Origin of the sequence: Gemmatimonas sp. UBA7669 (assembly GCF_002483225.1) — a bacterium.
In the GTDB taxonomy this organism is placed as follows: Bacteria; Gemmatimonadota; Gemmatimonadetes; order Gemmatimonadales; family Gemmatimonadaceae; genus Gemmatimonas.
On record NZ_DLHL01000015.1, the window covers coordinates 66176 to 84017 of the forward strand.

Genomic DNA, 17842 nt, shown 5'->3' on the forward strand with positions numbered 1-17842 from the left:
CGAAGAGTTCAGGGACCAGCCAGATCGCGCTGGCTCACACCAGGGCGACGGACGACCGGGACACGCAGGGCGAGCCCCACCAGCAGTTCGTACGGTGACACGCCACCACGGGCGGCCACCCACTCGGTGGTGAGCAGGTCGTCGCCGTCGGCGCCCAGCAGCGTGGCCACGTCGCCGACCGCGCAGGGCTGGTCGGTGACGTCCACCATGGTCATGTCCATGGTGACGCGCCCCACCACCGGGCAGCGCGTTCCGTGGATAAGTACCACGCCGGCGTTGGAAAGATGCCGGCGATATCCGTCGGCGTACCCGGCGGCCAGCGTGGCAATGGTCCGCCGCGAGGGCGCCGTCCAGGTAGCCCCGTAAGATACCGACTCCCCGGCCTCCACGTGACGGAGATCGACAATCCGGGCGCGGAGATGCGGGACCTGCACAAGCCCCAGCTCGTCGGCAAACATGCCGGCGTAGAGCGCGATACCCGGCCGCGCGAGCTGGCCGGGGGAGCCCGTGGTCCGGCTCACGATGCCGCCGCTGTTGTCGCGGTGCGTGAGACAGCCGGCGGGCAGCACGTCTGCGAGGGCGGCCAGGGCCTCGTCAAAGCGGTCGTCCTGCTCGTCGCGGGAGGCCAGCGACTCGTCGGCCGAATGGAAATGGGTAAAGACGCCCTCGGGCGGATGGGCCGCGAGCACGCGGCGCAGCGGGGCGACCTCGTCCCAGCGCACGCCGGCGCGGGCCATGCCGGTGTCGATGGCCAGGTGCCAGGGGCGGAGCCCGCCGACGGGGCTGAGCGCGGCCCAGGCGGCGATATCGGTCTCGCGATGCAGGGTGGGGCGCAGATCCAGTGCGGCGGCGCGCGCGAGTTCCTCGGCGCGCAGTGGCGTGCTGCACACGAGCCGCGCCGTGCAGCCGGCGGCGCGCAGCTCCTCGGCCTCGTCGAGCGAGGCTATGCCGGCGCCCCAGGGGCGGTCCGCCACACTCACCGGAGTGGGCCTCTCGTCGGCAAAGGGCAGTCCGAGCGCGCGCGCGCATTTCACGGCCCCGAGGCCGTAGGCGTTGGCCTTGATCATGACCAGCAGCGGCACGCCCGCCCGCGCCCGCAGGACACGCGCATTGTGGCGCAGCGCGTCGTCGTCCACTTCGAGCCAGGCGCGATCGAGGTCCGTGGGACGGGCCGGGTATATTGGCGGAGTGGACATCCCGGCAATCCTAAGGGGTCCGCGCGCAGTTTTCATCGGTTCCCCGTCTGCCCAGCCATGCCCAGCTCACCGGAAACGCCCGGCGCCACGCCTCCCGCGGCCTCAACCACCACCGGGGCCCCTGCCCCGCGCTCGCTCGACGACGCGCTGGCCCTCATGAAGGACCTGCGCGCGCGCTGCGACTGGGACCGCGTGCAGACGCATCAGTCGCTCCGCCCTTACCTCATCGAGGAAGCGCACGAGGTGGACGACGCCATCGCGGGGGGCGACGATGCCACGCTGCGCGACGAGTTGGGCGACCTGTTCCTGCAGGTCCTGTTTCACTCGGTGGTGGCGGAGGAACGCGGCGCCTTCAGCATGCAGGATGTGGCGGGCGCGCTGGTGGCCAAGATGCACGCGAGGCATCCGCACCTGTACGGGGACGGCATCAAGCGGCCGTGGGAGAGCATGAAGGCGGCCAAGGCCACGCGCTCAACGCTCGAGGAGGGCCTGCCGGCTGGCCTGCCCTCGCTGCACCGCGCACATCGGCTGCAGGATCGTGCGGCCGGCGTGGGCTTCGACTGGGACAATGCACTCGGTCCGCTGGCCAAGGTGCGCGAAGAAGTCGAGGAGGTTGCGCGGCTCATTGATCCCGACACCGGCGCCGTGCGCGATGGCGATGCGCTGGAAGCCGAGCTGGGCGACCTGCTGTTTGCGGTAGTGAACGTGTGCCGGAAGACCGGCGTGCACGGCGCGTTGGCGCTGGACCGGACGAACGCGAAGTTCGTGCGGCGTTATGCGGCCATGGAGCGACTGGCGAGTGCCGACGGGAAGACGCTGACGGCGTTGTCGCTCGAGGAGCAGGATGAGTACTGGGATGCGGTGAAGCGGGAGGAGCGCGGCGCCCAGGATTGAACTCAAGACTCAAGACTTGAACTCAAAGCTCAAGGCTCACCGACAGTCCGGTCAGCTCTGAGCTTTGAGTAGAAGTCTTGAGTTTTGGGTTCAACGGCTGCCAACGTCTTACGGCGCCAGTCTTCCCATCATCCGCGGGAACGGAATGCACTCGCGGATGTGCTCGATGCCGCAGATCCACGCAATGGTGCGCTCGAGACCAAGTCCGAAGCCCGAGTGCGTGAAGGTGCCGTACTTGCGCAGGTCGAGGTACCAGCCGTAGGCCTCCACCGGCAGCCCCTCGTGCACGAGGCGCGCGAGGATCTTGTCGTAATCGTCCTCACGCTGCGAACCGCCGATGATTTCGCCGCGGCCCTCGGGCGCCAGCAGGTCGGCGCAGCGTACGGTGCGCGGATCGGCCGGGTTCTCCTTCATGTAGAAGGCCTTGGCTTCCTTCGGATAGTTGACCACGAAGACGGGCCGCTGGTACTCGTCCACGATCATGGCTTCGTCGGGCGCGCCCAGGTCATCACCCCACACGATGTCGCTGCCCTTGGACTGCGCGAGTTTGACCGCGTCGCCGTAGTCGAGACGCACGAAAGGCTGCGAGACACAATCGAGCTTGCTCGTATCGCGCTCGAGCACCTTGAGCTCTTCCTGTCGACGCTCGAGGACGCGCTCCACCAGATAGCGCACGAACGCTTCCTGCAGATCCATGTTGTCGTCCTGGTCGTACCAGGCCATCTCCGGTTCGATCATCCAGAACTCGGTGAGATGCCGGCGCGTCTTGCTCTTCTCGGCGCGGAAGGTGGGGCCGAAGGTGTAGATGCGACCCAGCGCCGCCGCGAGTGCCTCACCATAGAGCTGACCGGTTTGCGCGAGGTAGGCCGTGCCTTCCTCGAAGTACTCGGTGCTGAAGAGCCCCGCGCGCTCACCGATGGCGGCGGTGAGGATGGGCGTGTCGCAGCGCACGAAGTCGCGCGCATAGAAAAAGTCATGCACGGCCTGCTCGAGTTCGTGGCGCACGCGCATGATGGCCACCTGTCGCGGACTGCGCAGCCAGAACGTGCGATTGTCGAGCAGAAAGTCGATGCCGTGCTCCTTGGGCTGGATGGGATAGTCCAGCGGGCTCGTGCCGACAATCGACAGCGAACTGACACCCATTTCAAAGCCACCCGGCGCCCGCGCGTCGGCGCGCACGCTGCCCGTGACGGCCACACTGCTTTCCTGCGTGAGCTGCCCGAAGGCCTCCCAATCCGCCTCACTGACCTCGGCCTTCACCACCACGGCCTGCATGATGCCGGTGCCGTCGCGCAGCACGGCAAATCCCAGCTTGCCCTTGCTGCGCAGGTGGGTGACCCAAGCGCGCACGGTCACGGTGGCGCCTTCATGGTGCTTGAGATCGGCAATACGGACGGTGGTCTGATTCACGGGACCGACGGGCTGAAATCGAGGAAGCCGGCTGGTAAACGGGCCGGCACGAACCTCGAATAATGCACCACCGGCCCCCGCTCGCGCAGTAGGCTGACGGTAGTCTGGCAGGAGGCTGGCAGCAGCCTAGACGCGCGCCTGCAGCATGCTGCGCACGCGACTCACCAGCGCGTCGGGCGTGAAGGGCTTGGCGATGTAGCCGTGCTGCATGTCGTCAGGCAGCGGGTCGCCCTCCTGATAGCCCGACATGAACAGCACCGGGATGTCATAGCGCCGCGCCGCCATGGCGTCCGCCAGTTCGGCGCCGCCCATGCGCGGCATGACTACATCGGTGAGCACGAGTTCGGGCAATTCCATACCCTGCTCGAGCTTTTCGAGTGCGTCCTGCCCGTCAAAGGCCACTTCCACCCGGTAGCCATGCCGCCGGAGAATCTCGCCAACCAGCCGACGGAGACCGGCCTCGTCTTCCACCACCAGCACGAGCTCCCCGTTGGCCACGGCAGGTACGGGAGGCGCCGCCTCGGGATCGACGGCGGCCGGTTCGAGGCGTGGCCAGGCCAGACTGACGGTGGTGCCCTGCCCTGGCGCACTGTCCACGAACACATGGCCACCCGCCTGGGTGACAATGCCATACACGGTGCTGAGCCCGAGGCCCGTGCCATCACCCAAACGTTTGGTGGTGAAGAAGGGCTCGAACATGCGCGCCTGTACCTCGGGTGTCATGCCGGTGCCGTTGTCCTGCACCTCCACCAACACCCATTCGCCAGACGGCAGGCCGGCGTACGGCGCGGCACCCACCGCTGCGAGATCGAGGGCGCGTGTGCGCAGGTGAATACGGCCGCCGTTTGGCAGGGCGTCGCGGGCGTTGACCACCAGATTGACGATGACCTGCGACAATTGTCCGCCGTCGGCCAGCACGGGCAGCGGACCGGCACCGGTCTCCGTCTGCAGCTGCACCGTTTCGCCAATGAGACGACGCAGCATGCGATCGATGTCCTTCACGACACCGTTCACATCGAGGCGCGTGGGTGTGCTCTTCTGGCGACGCGAGAATGACAGCAACTGTGAGGTGAGCAGTGAGGCACGGTCACTGGCCTTGAGGATTTCCGCGAGATCCGTGCGCATATCGCCCAACTGCCGCGCCATGTCCGGAACGGACGATTCCGCCTGCAGTTGCGCGGCCTGCTGCTCGGCCAACTGCGCGAAGCCAACTATGGCCGTGAGCAGGTTGTTGAAGTCGTGCGCCACGCCACCGGCCAGCGTGCCCACGGCCTCCATCTTTTGCGAATGCAGCAACTGCTCTTCGAGCTCACGACGCTCGGCGGCCTCGCGCCGCAGATCGTCGTTGGCCTGGGCCAGTGCTTGTGTGCGCTCATCAACCGCGCGGCGCAAACGCTCCTGTCGTCCGGCGACGCCGTAGGACAGGGTGGCCAGCAGCAGCACAATGAGCGCCGAGGCCAGACGCGTCGGCCGCAGGTCGCCGAGCACGGATTGATGCCAGCCAAACGACGGTGCCGCCAACAGGGTCCAGTCTCCGTCTCCCACCGACACCGAGAAACTCACCGGATCCTGAGGCAGGCGGTCGAACGGCGCCACCGGCAAGCCTCGTCGGTCAAGCAGCGCCACCTGTACCGTGGACGGAAGGCGGGCCAAGTCCGCTTCGTAGAGCAGCTCCCCCACGTTCAGCACGAGTGCCACCTGATCGGGGAAGCCTTCGGCCTTCGCGGTCACCCGCAGACGCAACACGATTCCGACTCCGCCCTGAAGCAGCGGGAACGGACCGGCCATGGCCATGGCATCGGAGCGTCGTGCGCGCTCCACCCCGTCCCGCACTTCAGGATCGGGGTGTGTCATGAGGTCATAGCCCACCAGTGTCGCCGAGTCCGCTCCGGGATTGGTGGCCACAATGCGTGCGTTCCGCACCAACTGCACCGCACGCACGCCGGGCGCGGCCACTCGCAGACCGTCGGCAAAGGTGGGGAACTTGCGAGTGAGCTCGTCGGTGGAGGGCTGCAGGCTCACGAACTGGCGCAGCGCATCGAGACGCACAATGCGCCGCTGAAAGATGCCTTCGAGCAGCGTCGTATACGGCGCCACGAAGGCTTCCACGCGCGTGCGCTCGCGCGCGATAAGCTGACCGGCATACCAGCGATCGAACGCCGTGGCAACGGCCGCGCCCAGCAGCAACGTCAAACCCACCGCGCGCAGGCGGCGGACAAGAAACGATGGACGTTGTGGGGCCACCAGGGAATTCACCACTCGATCGGGAACCGGCGCGGTCCCAGCGACGTCGCGGGACTCCTGTCTAACATGACCCTCGGGACGCGTTTTCGTCACTCCGGCGGCCCGTTGGGTGACACCATTACCCCACCCGGAACAGGTCGAGCGCCCGTGCGTAGCCAACCGTGAGCAGTTGCCGCAATCCGGCATGGGCGGCATGAGCCAGTAGCGGGTCATTTCGCAGGATCTGATCCGCCATCCGGCGGGCCGTGTCATTCAAGACCTCGTCTCGCAGCAGATCGGCCACCTTGAAGGCCGGCAAGCCATGCTGCTTCGCGCCAAACAGATCGCCCATGCCGCGAAGGCGCAGATCGGCGCGCGCGATCTCGAAGCCATCCTCCGTAGAGGCAAACATGCCAAGCCGCTCAGCCGCCTCGGCCCCCACGTCGCCAAGCAGCACACAGAAACTCTGCGCCGCCCCGCGCCCCACGCGTCCGCGCAACTGGTGCAGTTGCGAGAGGCCGAAGCGCTCGGGATGTTCGATGATCATGACGGTGGCGTTGCCGACATCAATGCCCACCTCGATGACGGTGGTGGCTACCAGCACATCGACGTCGCCGTCACGAAAGCGACGCATGATGAGGTCACGCTCGTCGGCCGGCAACTTGCCATGCAGCAGCGCCACGCGTCGCGCACTGAAGGGACCGGCCACCAATTGCTCATACATGACCGTGGCCGCTTTGAGGTCGATCTTCTCGCTCGTTTCAATGAGCGGATAGACGACATACACCTGCCGCCCCTCATCGAGCTGGGTATTGGCAAACTCGAACACCTTGGCGCGCGCGGCTTCGCTGCGCAGCACGGTGGTCACGGGCTGCCGACCGGGCGGCCGTTCGTCGAGCACGCTCACATCGAGATCGCCGTAGAGTGTGAGGGCCAGCGACCGCGGAATGGGCGTGGCACTCATGAGCAGCACGTCGGGCGCCTCACCCTTGGCGCTCAGTTGTGCGCGTTGCTCCACACCAAAGCGGTGTTGCTCATCGATGATGACGAGCCCGAGGTCGGCAAAGTGCACCGCGTCCTGCACGAGGGCGTGTGTGCCGATGGCCAGAACCGGGCCCGCTTCCGCCAGACGTGAGAGGGCGGCGCGTCGTTCGCGCGCGCCCAGACGGCCCGTCAGCAGGACCGGCGTGATACCGAGCGGCGCGAGCAGGGCGCCGACGCTGCGGGCGTGCTGCTCCGCCAGCAGTTCAGTGGGCGCCATGAGCGCCACCTGGGAGCCGTTCTCCATGGCCAGCAGGGCGGAGAACACCGCGACGACGGTTTTGCCCGCGCCCACATCGCCCTGCAGCAGGCGGTGCATACGCCGCGGACTCTCCATGTCGTGCACGATCTCGCGAATGGCGCGCACCTGCGCATGCGTGAGCGTGTACGGCAAGGCCGCACGCAATTGACTGGTGAGTTCGCGGCGGTTGACGAAGGCTCGGCCGCCGCGGGCCTCGCGCGCAATCTGATTGGCGCGGCGCTGCAGCAGTTGCACACAAAGCAGCTCCTCGAACGCCAGACGCGCGCGGCCGCGCGCCGCTTCAGCCAGCGACTCTGGCCGGTGCACCATGCGCAGCGCATCAGGGAGCGCCGGCACGTCGGCCTCGCGCAGCACGGCGTCCGACAGCGGCTCCTCGACCAAGGGCAGCAGGGCGTCGAGATGCTGCTCAATGAGCCCGCGCAGGAGACGCACCGAGAGTCCTTCGGTGCTGGGATATACCGCCAGCACGCGCCCGCCGGCCGTGCCTTCCTCCTGCGGTCCCAGATTGACGAACTCGCGCGGCTGCAGGCGTTTGCCGTGGTAGAAGCGCACCGGGCCGCTGCACAGCAGCCAATCGCCCTGGTTGATGGTGCGATCGAGGAAGGGCTGACCGGGCCAGGCCAGTTCGAGCATGCCGGTGCTGTCCTGCACGACAGCCTGAAACACCCGCAGCCCCTTGCGCGTGGGCAGCACGCCTTTGGCAATGACCTTGCCCAGCACGGTGACATCGCTGCCCACCGCCGCCTGCACAATGGGCGTGACCGTACTGGCGTCTTCGTAGCGATGTGGAATGTGGCGCAGCAAATCGCCGGCCACCGTGATGCCAAGCCGAGCCAGATGCGTGGCGCGCGCCGGCCCCACGCCCTTGAGATAGGTGACCGGCGTATCGAGCGCGAGACGCGGGGCCGGGCGGACGCCGACACGACGGCGCCGCTCTTCTGCCTCCGAGCTCTCGCGCCAGCTCACGGCGTCAGGCCTCGACCAGTTCCCGCGCGTAGTCGCCCGCGTCGAAGGGCGCGAGATCGCCCACCTGCTCGCCGAGTCCCACGAACTTGATGGGCACGTTGAGCGCCTCGTGCACGGCCACCACAATGCCGCCCTTGGCGGTGCCATCGAGCTTGGTGACCACCACGCCCGTCACGGGCACGGCCGCCGAGAAGGTGCGGGCCTGCGAGAGCGCGTTCTGCCCGATGGTGCCATCGAGCACCAGCAGCACTTCGTGCGGCGCGTCGGGAAGTCGCTTCTTGATCACGCGGTGAATCTTGCGCAGCTCCGTCATCAGGTCGTCACTGGTATGCAAACGACCGGCGGTGTCCACGATGATCACATCGACCCCGCGCGTGATGCCCGCGTCGACGGCATCGAAGGCCACCGACGCCGGATCGGAGCCGGCGGCTCCACCCACAAAGTCCACCTTTGCGCGCTCGGCCCACACCCGCAGCTGGTCGATAGCGCCTGCACGGAAGGTGTCGGCGGCGCCGAGCAGCACACGCTTGCCCTCGCGCTGCAATTGTGCCGACAGCTTGCCGATGAAGGTGGTCTTGCCCGCGCCATTGACGCCGATCACGAGCAGCACGGTGGGGCCGCTGGCCGCCATGTGCAGCGCCGGATCGGCGTTGCCGGCACGCAACGCGGACTCCACGCCTTCGGCCAGCGCCTCGCGGAACTGGGCTTCGGTTTTCACTTCGCCGCGCTTGTGCCGACGCTCCACCTCGGCCACCAGCGCGAGCGACGTGGGCACGCCGAAGTCACTCTCGATGAGCAGCGTTTCGAGGGCCTCGAGTGAGCCCTCGTCGACACCCTTGAACAGCACACCGAGATCGGTGCGCACCACGTCCTTGAAGCGCTGCCACAGCGAGCGCTTGGGGACGTCATCCTTGGAACGAAACAGTCGGGACATGCAGGATATCCATCGCCCGGTCGGCGATGATGCCACCGGGACTCAAGTCAACAGGAATCAGGGCGTACCGTTGTCGCTGAGCTCCATCGCTGGCCGTCAGCGCGGAGCTCCATCGCTGAGCGCTATCGCAGTCAGCTATCGTTGACCGCTGGCGCGCCGCAGCAGCCACTCCGCGCAGAGCAACAGCAGCGCCGCCACGAACGGCCAGCTCTTGTCGGCGAGACGCGGGGCATCGCTGCCTGCCACGCCGCGCGCGAGCGGTCCGCCCTGCACCGCCGGCGCGCGTGGCACCCACTCGCGTGAAGCGTTCACCACCAGCACACTGCGTCCACCGGCCGTCTCGACATCATACACCCCTGCCGGCAGCGCGGGCGTCTGCGTTTCGAACTGCGCACCTGAAAAACGCAGCGTCAGCGAATCGGTTGCCGCGGACACCGCAGTCGGGTTGCCGGAGCGACGGGCCAGCTTCACGGTGACCACGGTATCGGCACCGCCACGGCGCCAGGCCACGGGTTCGCCCGCACGTAGCACCCCGCCCACCGGCCGCGCTGCACGCAGGTCACCACGTCCGGCCGACAGCCAGTCGAATATAGCGCCCCAGAGGGCGGCAAACGCCTCGCGGCTGCGTCCCGCGCGCAGCGACCAACCGGCCCAGCCCGAGCCCGATACCAGCACGCTGCGCTGACCGGCGCTCTCCCGAATGGCTACCGCCGCCGCCGCGTCGCCGCGCTTGCCCAACTGCGCCGTCAGCACGGGCGTACCCTGTCGCACCGGGCCGGCCAGTGTGATGGGCGGCAGCGAGTCAAACGGCAAGGCCGCCAGCGCCGCCATGAGAGGCGAGTCCGGAGCGCCCGACACATACCACTCGGGCGTGCGGGTGACTTCGCCCGCGCGGGCCAGCACAGTGGGTGGCGCCGGAACCCAGAGTGCACGCGCCAGGGGGCCAGACGTGGCAGCAGCGGCCGTGCCAGCAGCTGCCGTCGCCGAAGCCGCGGGCTTCCACGTGGTGTCACCATGCACAATGAGCATGCCCGCCGAGGCAGCGCGTGCGCGTACCTCGGCCTCGCTGATGGGCGCCAGCGTGCCTTCGACGCGCCACACACCCGGCGCCACGCGCAGGTAGGCGCGCGTGGGCACATCAAGCGCACCACGCAGCACGGTCAGCACCTCACGCACATCGAGATCAGGCGCCGTGGACACGAACACCGCGCTCGGTCGGTCGCCCACATCCACCGCCACCGCCAGGGTGTCATTGCGCGGCTCCACGTCACCGGACACGGAGAGCGCTGCCTGAACGAGGGCCACGCCTTCACTCGACGACGGCGCCACCACCGGCAGCGAGACGCGCGCGCTGGCATAAGGCGCAAGCGCGGGCACAGGGGCGTTCCCCGCAGGGCGCCCGTCCACGAGCAGGACCAGCGCACCGTCACCAGTGGCCAGCGGCCCGGCGCTGAGCGTAACGCGCACCTCGCTGGAGTCACCGGTGGTCCACGCCGACGGGACTGCCAGTTCGGCGACGGCCACGTCGGGACGTGGCGTACTGGGCCAGCGCACGGCGCGGGAGCCCGGCGGCGCTTCGGCGAGGGCTTCGGCGTCGTCGACTTCGCCGTCGGTGAACAGCACGAGGCTGCGCCCGAGTGCAGCCGCGCGGTCCACGGCCGGCCGGACACGGGACGCCGCATCGTCGGGCAGCCACCCCCCAACCTCATCGGCCGTGGCGTCGCGGAGCGAATCCCCGATGACAACCAGCGGGGCGTCGGACGGGAAGCGCGAAAGCGAGTCGCGCAGCAGACTGCGCCAGGAGCGCACCATGCTGCTGTCGTCGCCGGCGGCCCGCCGGGCCGAGGCGGAACGGTCAATGGCGATGAGTGGCTGACGCGGAGTGGCGCGACCGACGGCGGCACCAAAGAGCATGGCCGCCACGAGCGCCACGGCCGCCGCACGCAGGGCCGCCAGCAACCAGCGCCGCAGTCCCGCGGCCTCACCCGACGGCGATGGGCCACGTCCGTACGCCAGCCAAGCGGCCAGGGCACCCAGTGCCAGTGCAGCCGCCCAGGGAATCAACAGCACATGCGTCTCAGGTTCGGTTCAGGAAGAAACGGGGACGGGGCAGAAGAACGAATTCTCCTGCCCCGTCAATCGAGTGTGCGTGCGCGACTGCGTGATCCCATCGCGTTGGCGACACGGTTACGCCAGGTCTACGCAGCAACGGTGGCCGACGCTCAGTCGCCTCCGACGCGAACCGGCACCCGTCGATCGGCCACGAGGCCAAGGGGCGCATCGAGCTGGGCGAAGATGCGCGACTTGAGCGCGGCAAACTCGCCGCGATGCCGAGCCTCGAGCGGCTCGCCGGCCACGTTGCGCAGGGCGACGCGCGGATCACGGTGCACACCGTTGACGAGCACTTCGAAGTGCAAATGCGGCGCCGTGGACAGGCCGGTTGAGCCGACCTTGCCAATGGTCTGCGCGATGTTGACCATGCTGCCGGACTTCACGTTGATGGCGTCGAGATGGCCATACCGGGTGACCATGCCATTGGCGTGGCGGATTTCGATGGTCTTGCCATAGCCACCCTTCCACCCGGCAAACACCACGCGACCGTTGCCCAGCGCGCGTACCGGCGTGCCGCGCGAGGCGGCGTAGTCCATGCCGGAGTGACGACGCAGCGTGCCCAGAATGGGATGACGCCGCATGCCGAACACGGAGCTGATGCGACGGAACTCGAGCGGCGCCCGCAGGAAGGCGGCGCGCATGGACTTGCCCTCGCCGTCGAAATAGGACACACGGGTGCCCTGCGCAAAACGCAGCGTTTCGACCGGCTTGCCCGACATGGTGAGGCGGGCGGCGATGATGGCACCGGGGCGAACCATGCCGTTGGGCGCACGCTGCCGCTCAACGAGCACGCGCACGGAGTCACCCTTCTGCAAGTCGCGGCTCAGATCGACGCGGTACTCCAGTACGTCGGCCAGCGAATAGGCCAGCTCGGTACGCTGGCGCTCGGGAAAGTCCTGCGCCCCCGAGGCAATGGCCGCCGTGAGGGTGGACTGCACTTCGCCACCCACCACGACCGTGTCGGTGGTCCAGGGCAGCAATTCCTCGCGTTCCACCCAGGTCTGGGCCGACCGGGTGAAGCGGATGACGCGGTCAATGGCCAACTGCAGCGTGAACTCGGAGGTGCCGGAGTCGGCGCTCACCTTGGCGGTGATGGGCGTGCCAGCACGGACGCGACGCGGATCGAGGGCCGACGCCGCGCGAAGGGCTTCGGCGGCCTCCTCAGGAGCGAGGCCGGCGCGAGTAAGCGCCACGGTGAGCGGCTCACCCTTCCGGATGGTGTCCACGTGGGTGCGCCAACGCGAGGCCACGGAAAGGCGAGGCCCTGCTGCCAGTACACTGGCAGCAGGGCGTTCCTTCACCGGACGACCAATCGCGACGGCGGCTGCTCCGAGGCCGAGGCAACCAACAGCGACGAGCAGCGCGCGCGAGGTGGTCAATCCATCTGTCTCCGAATGAACGTGGGGATCTCCATGTCGTCCAGTTCAGCACTGGCGGACATGGTCGAAGGCGGGACACGCGATGGTCGCGGCGGTTCGCCCGTAAACTGAGGACGAGCGGGGGCGACCGGAGGTCTCGGAGCCGTCCGGTTTGGCGCCGGGAACGGCAGGACCGAAGCCCGGGCGGCTGCGACCTGAGATTCGGAAGATGCGGCCGGCGCGCTGCGGGGGGAAGGGGCAAAGGGCGAAGTGACCGCCGCCTGGGCCGAGGCGCTTCCCTGCTGGACGTAGCGATCGAAGCCGGTGGCGATCACGGTGACGCGGATTTCGCCCATCATGGCGGGCTCATGCACAGCGCCGAAGATGATTTCGGCGTCGTCGCCCACGGCATCGTGCACGATGTCGTTGATCTGGTGCACTTCACCGAGCGTGAGGTCCTCGCCGCCGGTGATGTTGACCAGCACGCCCGTGGCGCCGGAGATGGACACGTTGTCGAGCAGCGGCGAGGCGATGGCCTGCTGCGCGGCTTCGGACGCGCGGTTTTCTCCGCGGCCAATGCCGGTGCCCATGAGGGCCGAGCCCCCGTTCTGCATGACGGTGCGCACGTCGGCGAAGTCGACGTTGACGAGGCCCGTCTCGGAGATGAGCACGGAGATGCCCTGCGTGGCGTGCAGCAGCACTTCGTCGGCCTTCTTGAGGGCCTCGTGGAAGGGGATGCCCTTCCCGACCACCGCCAGCAGGCGCTCGTTGGGCACGATGATCATCGTGTCCACGTGCTTGCGCATTTCGGCGATGCCTTCCTCGGCCTGACGCATGCGCTTGCGGCCTTCGAAGAGGAAGGGCCGGGTGACGATACCGACCGTGAGCGCGCCGCCTTCGCGCGCGAGCTGGCAGATGACGGGGGCCGCGCCGGTGCCCGTACCGCCACCCATGCCGCAGGTGACGAACACGAGGTCGGCGTTGCCGAGCACACGCTTGGTGTCTTCGCGATTTTCTTCGACGGCCTGCCGTCCGATTTCGGGACGGGCGCCGGCGCCAAGACCACGGGTGAGCTTCTTGCCGATCTGGATCTTGACGTCGGCCTTGGAGTTCATGAGCGCCTGGGCGTCGGTGTTCACCGATATGAACTCAACGCCTTCGAGGTGTTCCTCGATCATGCGGTTGACGGCGTTGCCGCCACCGCCACCCACACCCACGACCTTCATGCGGGCGTTTTGGGCAGCGCTCTCTTCGAACTCGAAGGTCATGCGGGGGAGCTCCATACGGGGCTATTCGGGGCACAGGGTGGAGGAGCCGCGCGTGGGGGGCGATGTCACGCGAGGTTGTCGGCATGCGGCGAGCTCCCCCGGCATTGAGGGACCGCGCTGGCCGACGATGTGCAAATGTGGACGGAGCTGCGAGAACTTCCGAATCTCCCCTAGAATACACTTCCGGCGAGTTCGCGCAACCCGTGATTTTTTCACAACTTGGGGCGCATCGGAGGGGCTGCGCCATGGTGCAATTTTATCCACATTGAACCACCGCGTCGCGGGTTCGTGATCCCTCACAAGCGAGAACCCACGACCGGCCGTTTGGCAGGTCGTGGGTTCCGGGCCATCGCTGTGGGGCATGGGCCCCCAAGGCCATCAGCCAATTGGGGTTGCCGGCCTCTTGGCGACGGTGGCCTGCGCCGTGTTAGTGACGGTGCAAGGGCACGTCATGCGCGCCGGCGGCGCAGGAACGCGAGGCCGACCACGCCGCTCGCGAGCAACCCGAAGGTGCCCGGCTCGGGGACGGCGCTGACGTTGTATGACACGCGATACGCGCCCTGGTTGTCGCCGTAAAAGCCCGGCTCACCCTGGAAGCTGCCACCGTCGACGATGCCGAAGTAGAGACGGGTTGCACCGTCAGGCACGAAGAACTGCTGCGTCACGCCGCCGGAGGTCGTGCCGTTCCCCACGAAAAACGTCTGGCCGAGCAGCGGCGAAAGCGTGAGGAAGTCGATCGACGGGATGGTGAGACGTTCCGGCGCGGTCAGAGGCAGCCCGTCGTCGAGAAAGAGCGCCGCCAGAAATCCCGAGCTCGCGGCGTTCAGTCCGGCAATGCGGCCCGACGAGTTGATGTTGGTGTTGCCGATCGAGGGGCCATCAGGCGTCGAGGCAAGACACTGGTTGTTCTGGCAGAAGAACGACGACCCTTCGGCGCTGAGCGTGAGCACGCGCCCCGTGCCGGCCAGGAGGTTGATCGCCAGTGGGGCAAAGCCGCCGCCGGGGGGCGTGTTCTCCGGCGGCGTGGCGGTATACGTATTGCCGTCAGCGAGAAACAGGCTGACTCTCGTGTCGATTGAACTCAGTCCGCTCTGCGCGCCGGCTGGTACCAGCGCGCAGGCAGACATCGCCACCATCGCCATCATCCTTCGCATCATCGCGCACGCTCCGTGAGAAGATGGAACCCAAGATTCCGGGAAGAGCATGCGCGGCGACGCACGTTGACGTCAAGCAAACTCGGGCGTTGACTCCCTCAGTCCATGGTCGTTACCGGCTTCTTGGGCTGCGGAGCCACGACGTCGTTCCAGTTCACCAGGCTGTTGAAGACCATGTTGAACTCGCCGTGGTTCTGCCAGCGGTAGATGGGATTGTTGGCAAACATGATCACGCGGCCCCGGCCCTTCACCGCGTCGGGCACGTCCACCACGAAGGGGCGGTTCTTGAGCGAGTCGGCGCCCGTCATGAGCCCCGAGAGCACCGCCTTGTCGCCGCCCACGTAGCGCGCCACCACGTTGGCCTCGTCGGCAATGCCCACCTTGAACGGCGTGCCGCCCACGTACTTGACCGGAATCGTGGTCTTGCCGAAGCCGTACATGGCCGGATGCTCAGGCCGCACAATTTCCGCCTCCACCAGCGGACGCTGCGCCGTGAGCCCTGGCACCGGCGTCTTGTCCACGGTGCGCACCCAGCCGAACTCGATGGGCATGCGCGCGCTCTCCCCAATGGCGATGAGAGTGCCACCCTGCTCGAGGAAGCTCTGGAAGGCATCCACGCCTTCCTGACCAAAACCGCCCGTGATGTCATCGGTCTCGCCGTACATGCCCATGAACTTGTACTTGGGATCCTTCTTGTACGGCACCGGACGCGACGCAGGCTTGGCCATGACCGTGGCCTTGCTCAGGTTCTGCTCGGCCACGAGGATGACGTCGTAGTCGCGACGCAGATTGCCCTTGACCACCCGCTCCTTGTAAATGAGGTCGAAGGGCACCTTGAACTCGTCGAAGGTGAGGCGATACCAGCCCAGGCTCTGCGTGCCGGACCACTGCGAGTAGATGGCGATGCGCGGCACGTCGGCGTTGTGCGTGGCCACCTTGGGCGCCGCCGGCAACATGGCCGCCGTGAGACCGAGCGAGTCCACCAGCTTGCGCACGGCGTTGGCGTGCTTGCCGTCGATGATGAACGAGCCCGCGGGATACGTGGTATCGCCCGCCTGGAAGCTGGCCTCAGCCACCTGCATGGGCACGTTGCGCAGCAAATAGCGCAGCGTGACCATGTGGTTGCTGCCCAGGTGCGCCACGGCGATGGCCGCGTTGCCGCTGCCTGTGACTTTGCCCTTGGGCACGACCTTGCTCACGAGCGTGGTGGGCACCTTGAGCAAGGTGGAGTCGGCCACTTCCACCACGTCCACGCCAAAGGCGTAGCCCATGCTCCAACCGCTGTCGTCGTAGGTGGAGAGGCGCGCGTCGGGATACTGCTGCTTCTCCAGGAGGTTCTTGGCAAGACGACCGTAGGGCTGATCGCGCTTGATGACGTAGGAGCCGGCGGGATAGGTGACGGTGCCGATCTTGACCGGCGCGTTGGCCACGCCCACTTCGATGCGCTGAATGCGCAGCACATTCACGAGCTCCGCCACCTTGGTCATGTCACGCTGCAGCGGAATGACGTAGCCATAGGGCGCGGTAGTCTTGCCGTGCTCGATGCTGTTGCGCGTCTTCATGTAAAAGTTTTCGAGCACGGTCTTGGGGAACATGCTCGCGAGCTGCAGCGCCGACAGCACACCGGTCTGCATGTAATTGGCGTTGGAGCGACGCGTGAACGTGGCCACGTCGTTGAAGCCAATGGGATTGCCGCGATACCACTCGCGATCCTGCGCCCCGCCGCGGCCCGTGGGCACGTTGCCGCCACGTCCGCCGCCACCGGCGCCACCTGCTGCAGCCGCCGTGGTGGGGCCCGGACGCTGCGCAGCCGCCATGGCCGCGCTGTCGAGATCCCGACCTGACTGCGTCTCGTACATCTTCATGAGCCCGTTGTGGTTGTACGCCACCGAGCCCAGATAGCCCGGGCTCCAACCGTCCATGAAGGCGTGCGTGTACACACCCGGCATGCCCCACTTGGTCATCTGCGCCATTTCCCAGTTGCCAAACCACGGCAGCTCGGCAAACAGAATGGGATCGAGATTGGGATTCTGCGGCGGTCCACCCGTGTAGGTGTACAGCAGCGGCAGCGACTCATGCAGGTCGTGCATGATGGGGGGGAACGCCGTGAAATACCAATCGATGATCGCGCGCATCTGCACCAGCTTGATGTTGATGTCGCGATTGTTGTCGTGGTACACGTACTTGCCCCAGTAGGGCACGGCACCGGCCGGTGCGCGACCCGCTGTGGACGTGGTGTCACCCGGACGCGCGGCAAAGAGCTCCTGGTTGCGCAGGAACCAATCCACGTTGCGGTCGCGGCCATCGGCGTCAGCTGCCGGCGTGATGGACACGTAGAGCTGATCGCGGATCTGGCTCACGATGGGCGACGTTTCCGTGGCCAGACGGTACGCGAGCTCCATCAGCATTTCCGAGGGGCCCGTTTCGCCGCTGTGCAGGCCACCCATGAGGTGATAGTGCGGCTTCGTGTCGGCCAGCAGCGTCTTGATGTCCGCGTCGCTCAGGCCACGCGGGTCGGCGATTTTGGCGAGGTTCTTCTTGTTCTGCTCGAGGCGCGCGAAGTTGGCTTCGCTGGCAATCCACACCACGACCAGTTCGCGGCCTTCGTCGGAGCGCCCAATGGACTCCACGCGCACACGCGGCGTGGCGGCCGCCAAGGCGCGATAGTAGGCCAGCTGCTTCTCGTAGTACGTGAGAATGCGCGGCGCGCCGACGTGGTAACCCAGAAAGTCGCGCGGCGTGGGAATGCCGGGCACGATGGGCAGGTGATCGACCAGGGGGCTGATGTGCTTCTTGTTGGCCAGCCACTCCTTCTGCGCCTGCTCGAAGGTGGGATCCTGCTTCTGATTGGGATCGCGGGTATCGAGTGAGGCCTGTTGGGCCGAGAGCCCCAGCGGCAGGGCCAGCAGCGGGGCACAGAGCAGCGCCGAGAGGGAACGGCGAATGCGTCCGACGTGAGACACGAAGCACTCCGGGGTGCAGCGGGGAGGAAATGCGGGAACCTGACGATTCTACGCAGGGGCC

At 67.2% G+C, this 17842-nt stretch carries 11 protein-coding genes; 1 reads left to right on the forward strand and 10 read right to left on the reverse strand.

The annotated features are described in order from the left end of the window. Positions 1-8: 8 nt before the first annotated feature. Entirely contained in the window at positions 9-1196 is a 1188-nt protein-coding gene (alr, locus tag B2747_RS05210) for an alanine racemase (protein ID WP_291157498.1), read from the reverse strand. A 57-nt stretch (positions 1197-1253) separates the two neighbouring features. Between alr and mazG the strand changes: the two genes are divergently transcribed. Continuing rightward, a complete protein-coding gene (mazG, locus tag B2747_RS05215; RefSeq protein ID WP_291157500.1) occupies positions 1254-2090 on the forward strand; it encodes a nucleoside triphosphate pyrophosphohydrolase in 837 nt (278 codons plus the stop codon). A gap of 108 nt (positions 2091-2198) precedes the next feature. Here the strand turns inward: mazG and asnS are convergent, their stop codons facing one another. The 9 genes from asnS to B2747_RS05260 form a co-directional block, all read right to left on the reverse strand. Then, a complete protein-coding gene (asnS, locus tag B2747_RS05220) occupies positions 2199-3500 on the reverse strand; it encodes an asparagine--tRNA ligase (protein ID WP_291157502.1) in 1302 nt (433 codons plus the stop codon). A 126-nt stretch (positions 3501-3626) separates the two neighbouring features. Further along, positions 3627-5744, reverse strand: a complete 2118-nt coding sequence (locus B2747_RS05225) for a hybrid sensor histidine kinase/response regulator (protein WP_291157504.1) — start codon at positions 5742-5744, stop codon at positions 3627-3629. A gap of 118 nt (positions 5745-5862) precedes the next feature. Continuing rightward, on the reverse strand, positions 5863-7992 hold the full coding sequence (gene recG / locus B2747_RS05230) for an ATP-dependent DNA helicase RecG (protein ID WP_291157506.1): 2130 nt from the start codon (positions 7990-7992) through the stop codon (positions 5863-5865). A 4-nt stretch (positions 7993-7996) separates the two neighbouring features. Then, the gene (gene ftsY / locus B2747_RS05235) at positions 7997-8926 is read right to left on the reverse strand and encodes a signal recognition particle-docking protein FtsY (protein ID WP_291157508.1); all 930 of its coding nucleotides are present in this window, start codon (positions 8924-8926) and stop codon (positions 7997-7999) included. A 135-nt stretch (positions 8927-9061) separates the two neighbouring features. Further along, entirely contained in the window at positions 9062-10996 is a 1935-nt protein-coding gene (locus tag B2747_RS05240) for a hypothetical protein (protein ID WP_291157510.1), read from the reverse strand. Between the two features lie 152 nt (positions 10997-11148). Beyond that, positions 11149-12417 carry a M23 family metallopeptidase gene (locus B2747_RS05245; RefSeq protein ID WP_291157511.1) on the reverse strand — a complete coding sequence of 423 codons (1269 nt, stop codon included), beginning with the start codon at positions 12415-12417 and terminating at the stop codon, positions 11149-11151. Then, complete coding sequence (gene ftsZ / locus B2747_RS05250) at positions 12414-13664, reverse strand: cell division protein FtsZ (protein ID WP_291157513.1); 1251 nt, start codon at positions 13662-13664, stop codon at positions 12414-12416. Before ftsZ ends, B2747_RS05245 begins: the two co-directional genes overlap by 4 nt. A 449-nt stretch (positions 13665-14113) precedes the next feature. Further along, positions 14114-14869: a PEP-CTERM sorting domain-containing protein gene (locus tag B2747_RS05255; protein WP_291157515.1), complete on the reverse strand. Its 756-nt coding sequence runs from the start codon at positions 14867-14869 to the stop codon at positions 14114-14116. Positions 14870-14916: 47 nt separating this feature from the next. Further along, complete coding sequence (locus B2747_RS05260; protein WP_291157517.1) at positions 14917-17781, reverse strand: M14 family zinc carboxypeptidase; 2865 nt, start codon at positions 17779-17781, stop codon at positions 14917-14919. Positions 17782-17842: the final 61 nt, after the last annotated feature.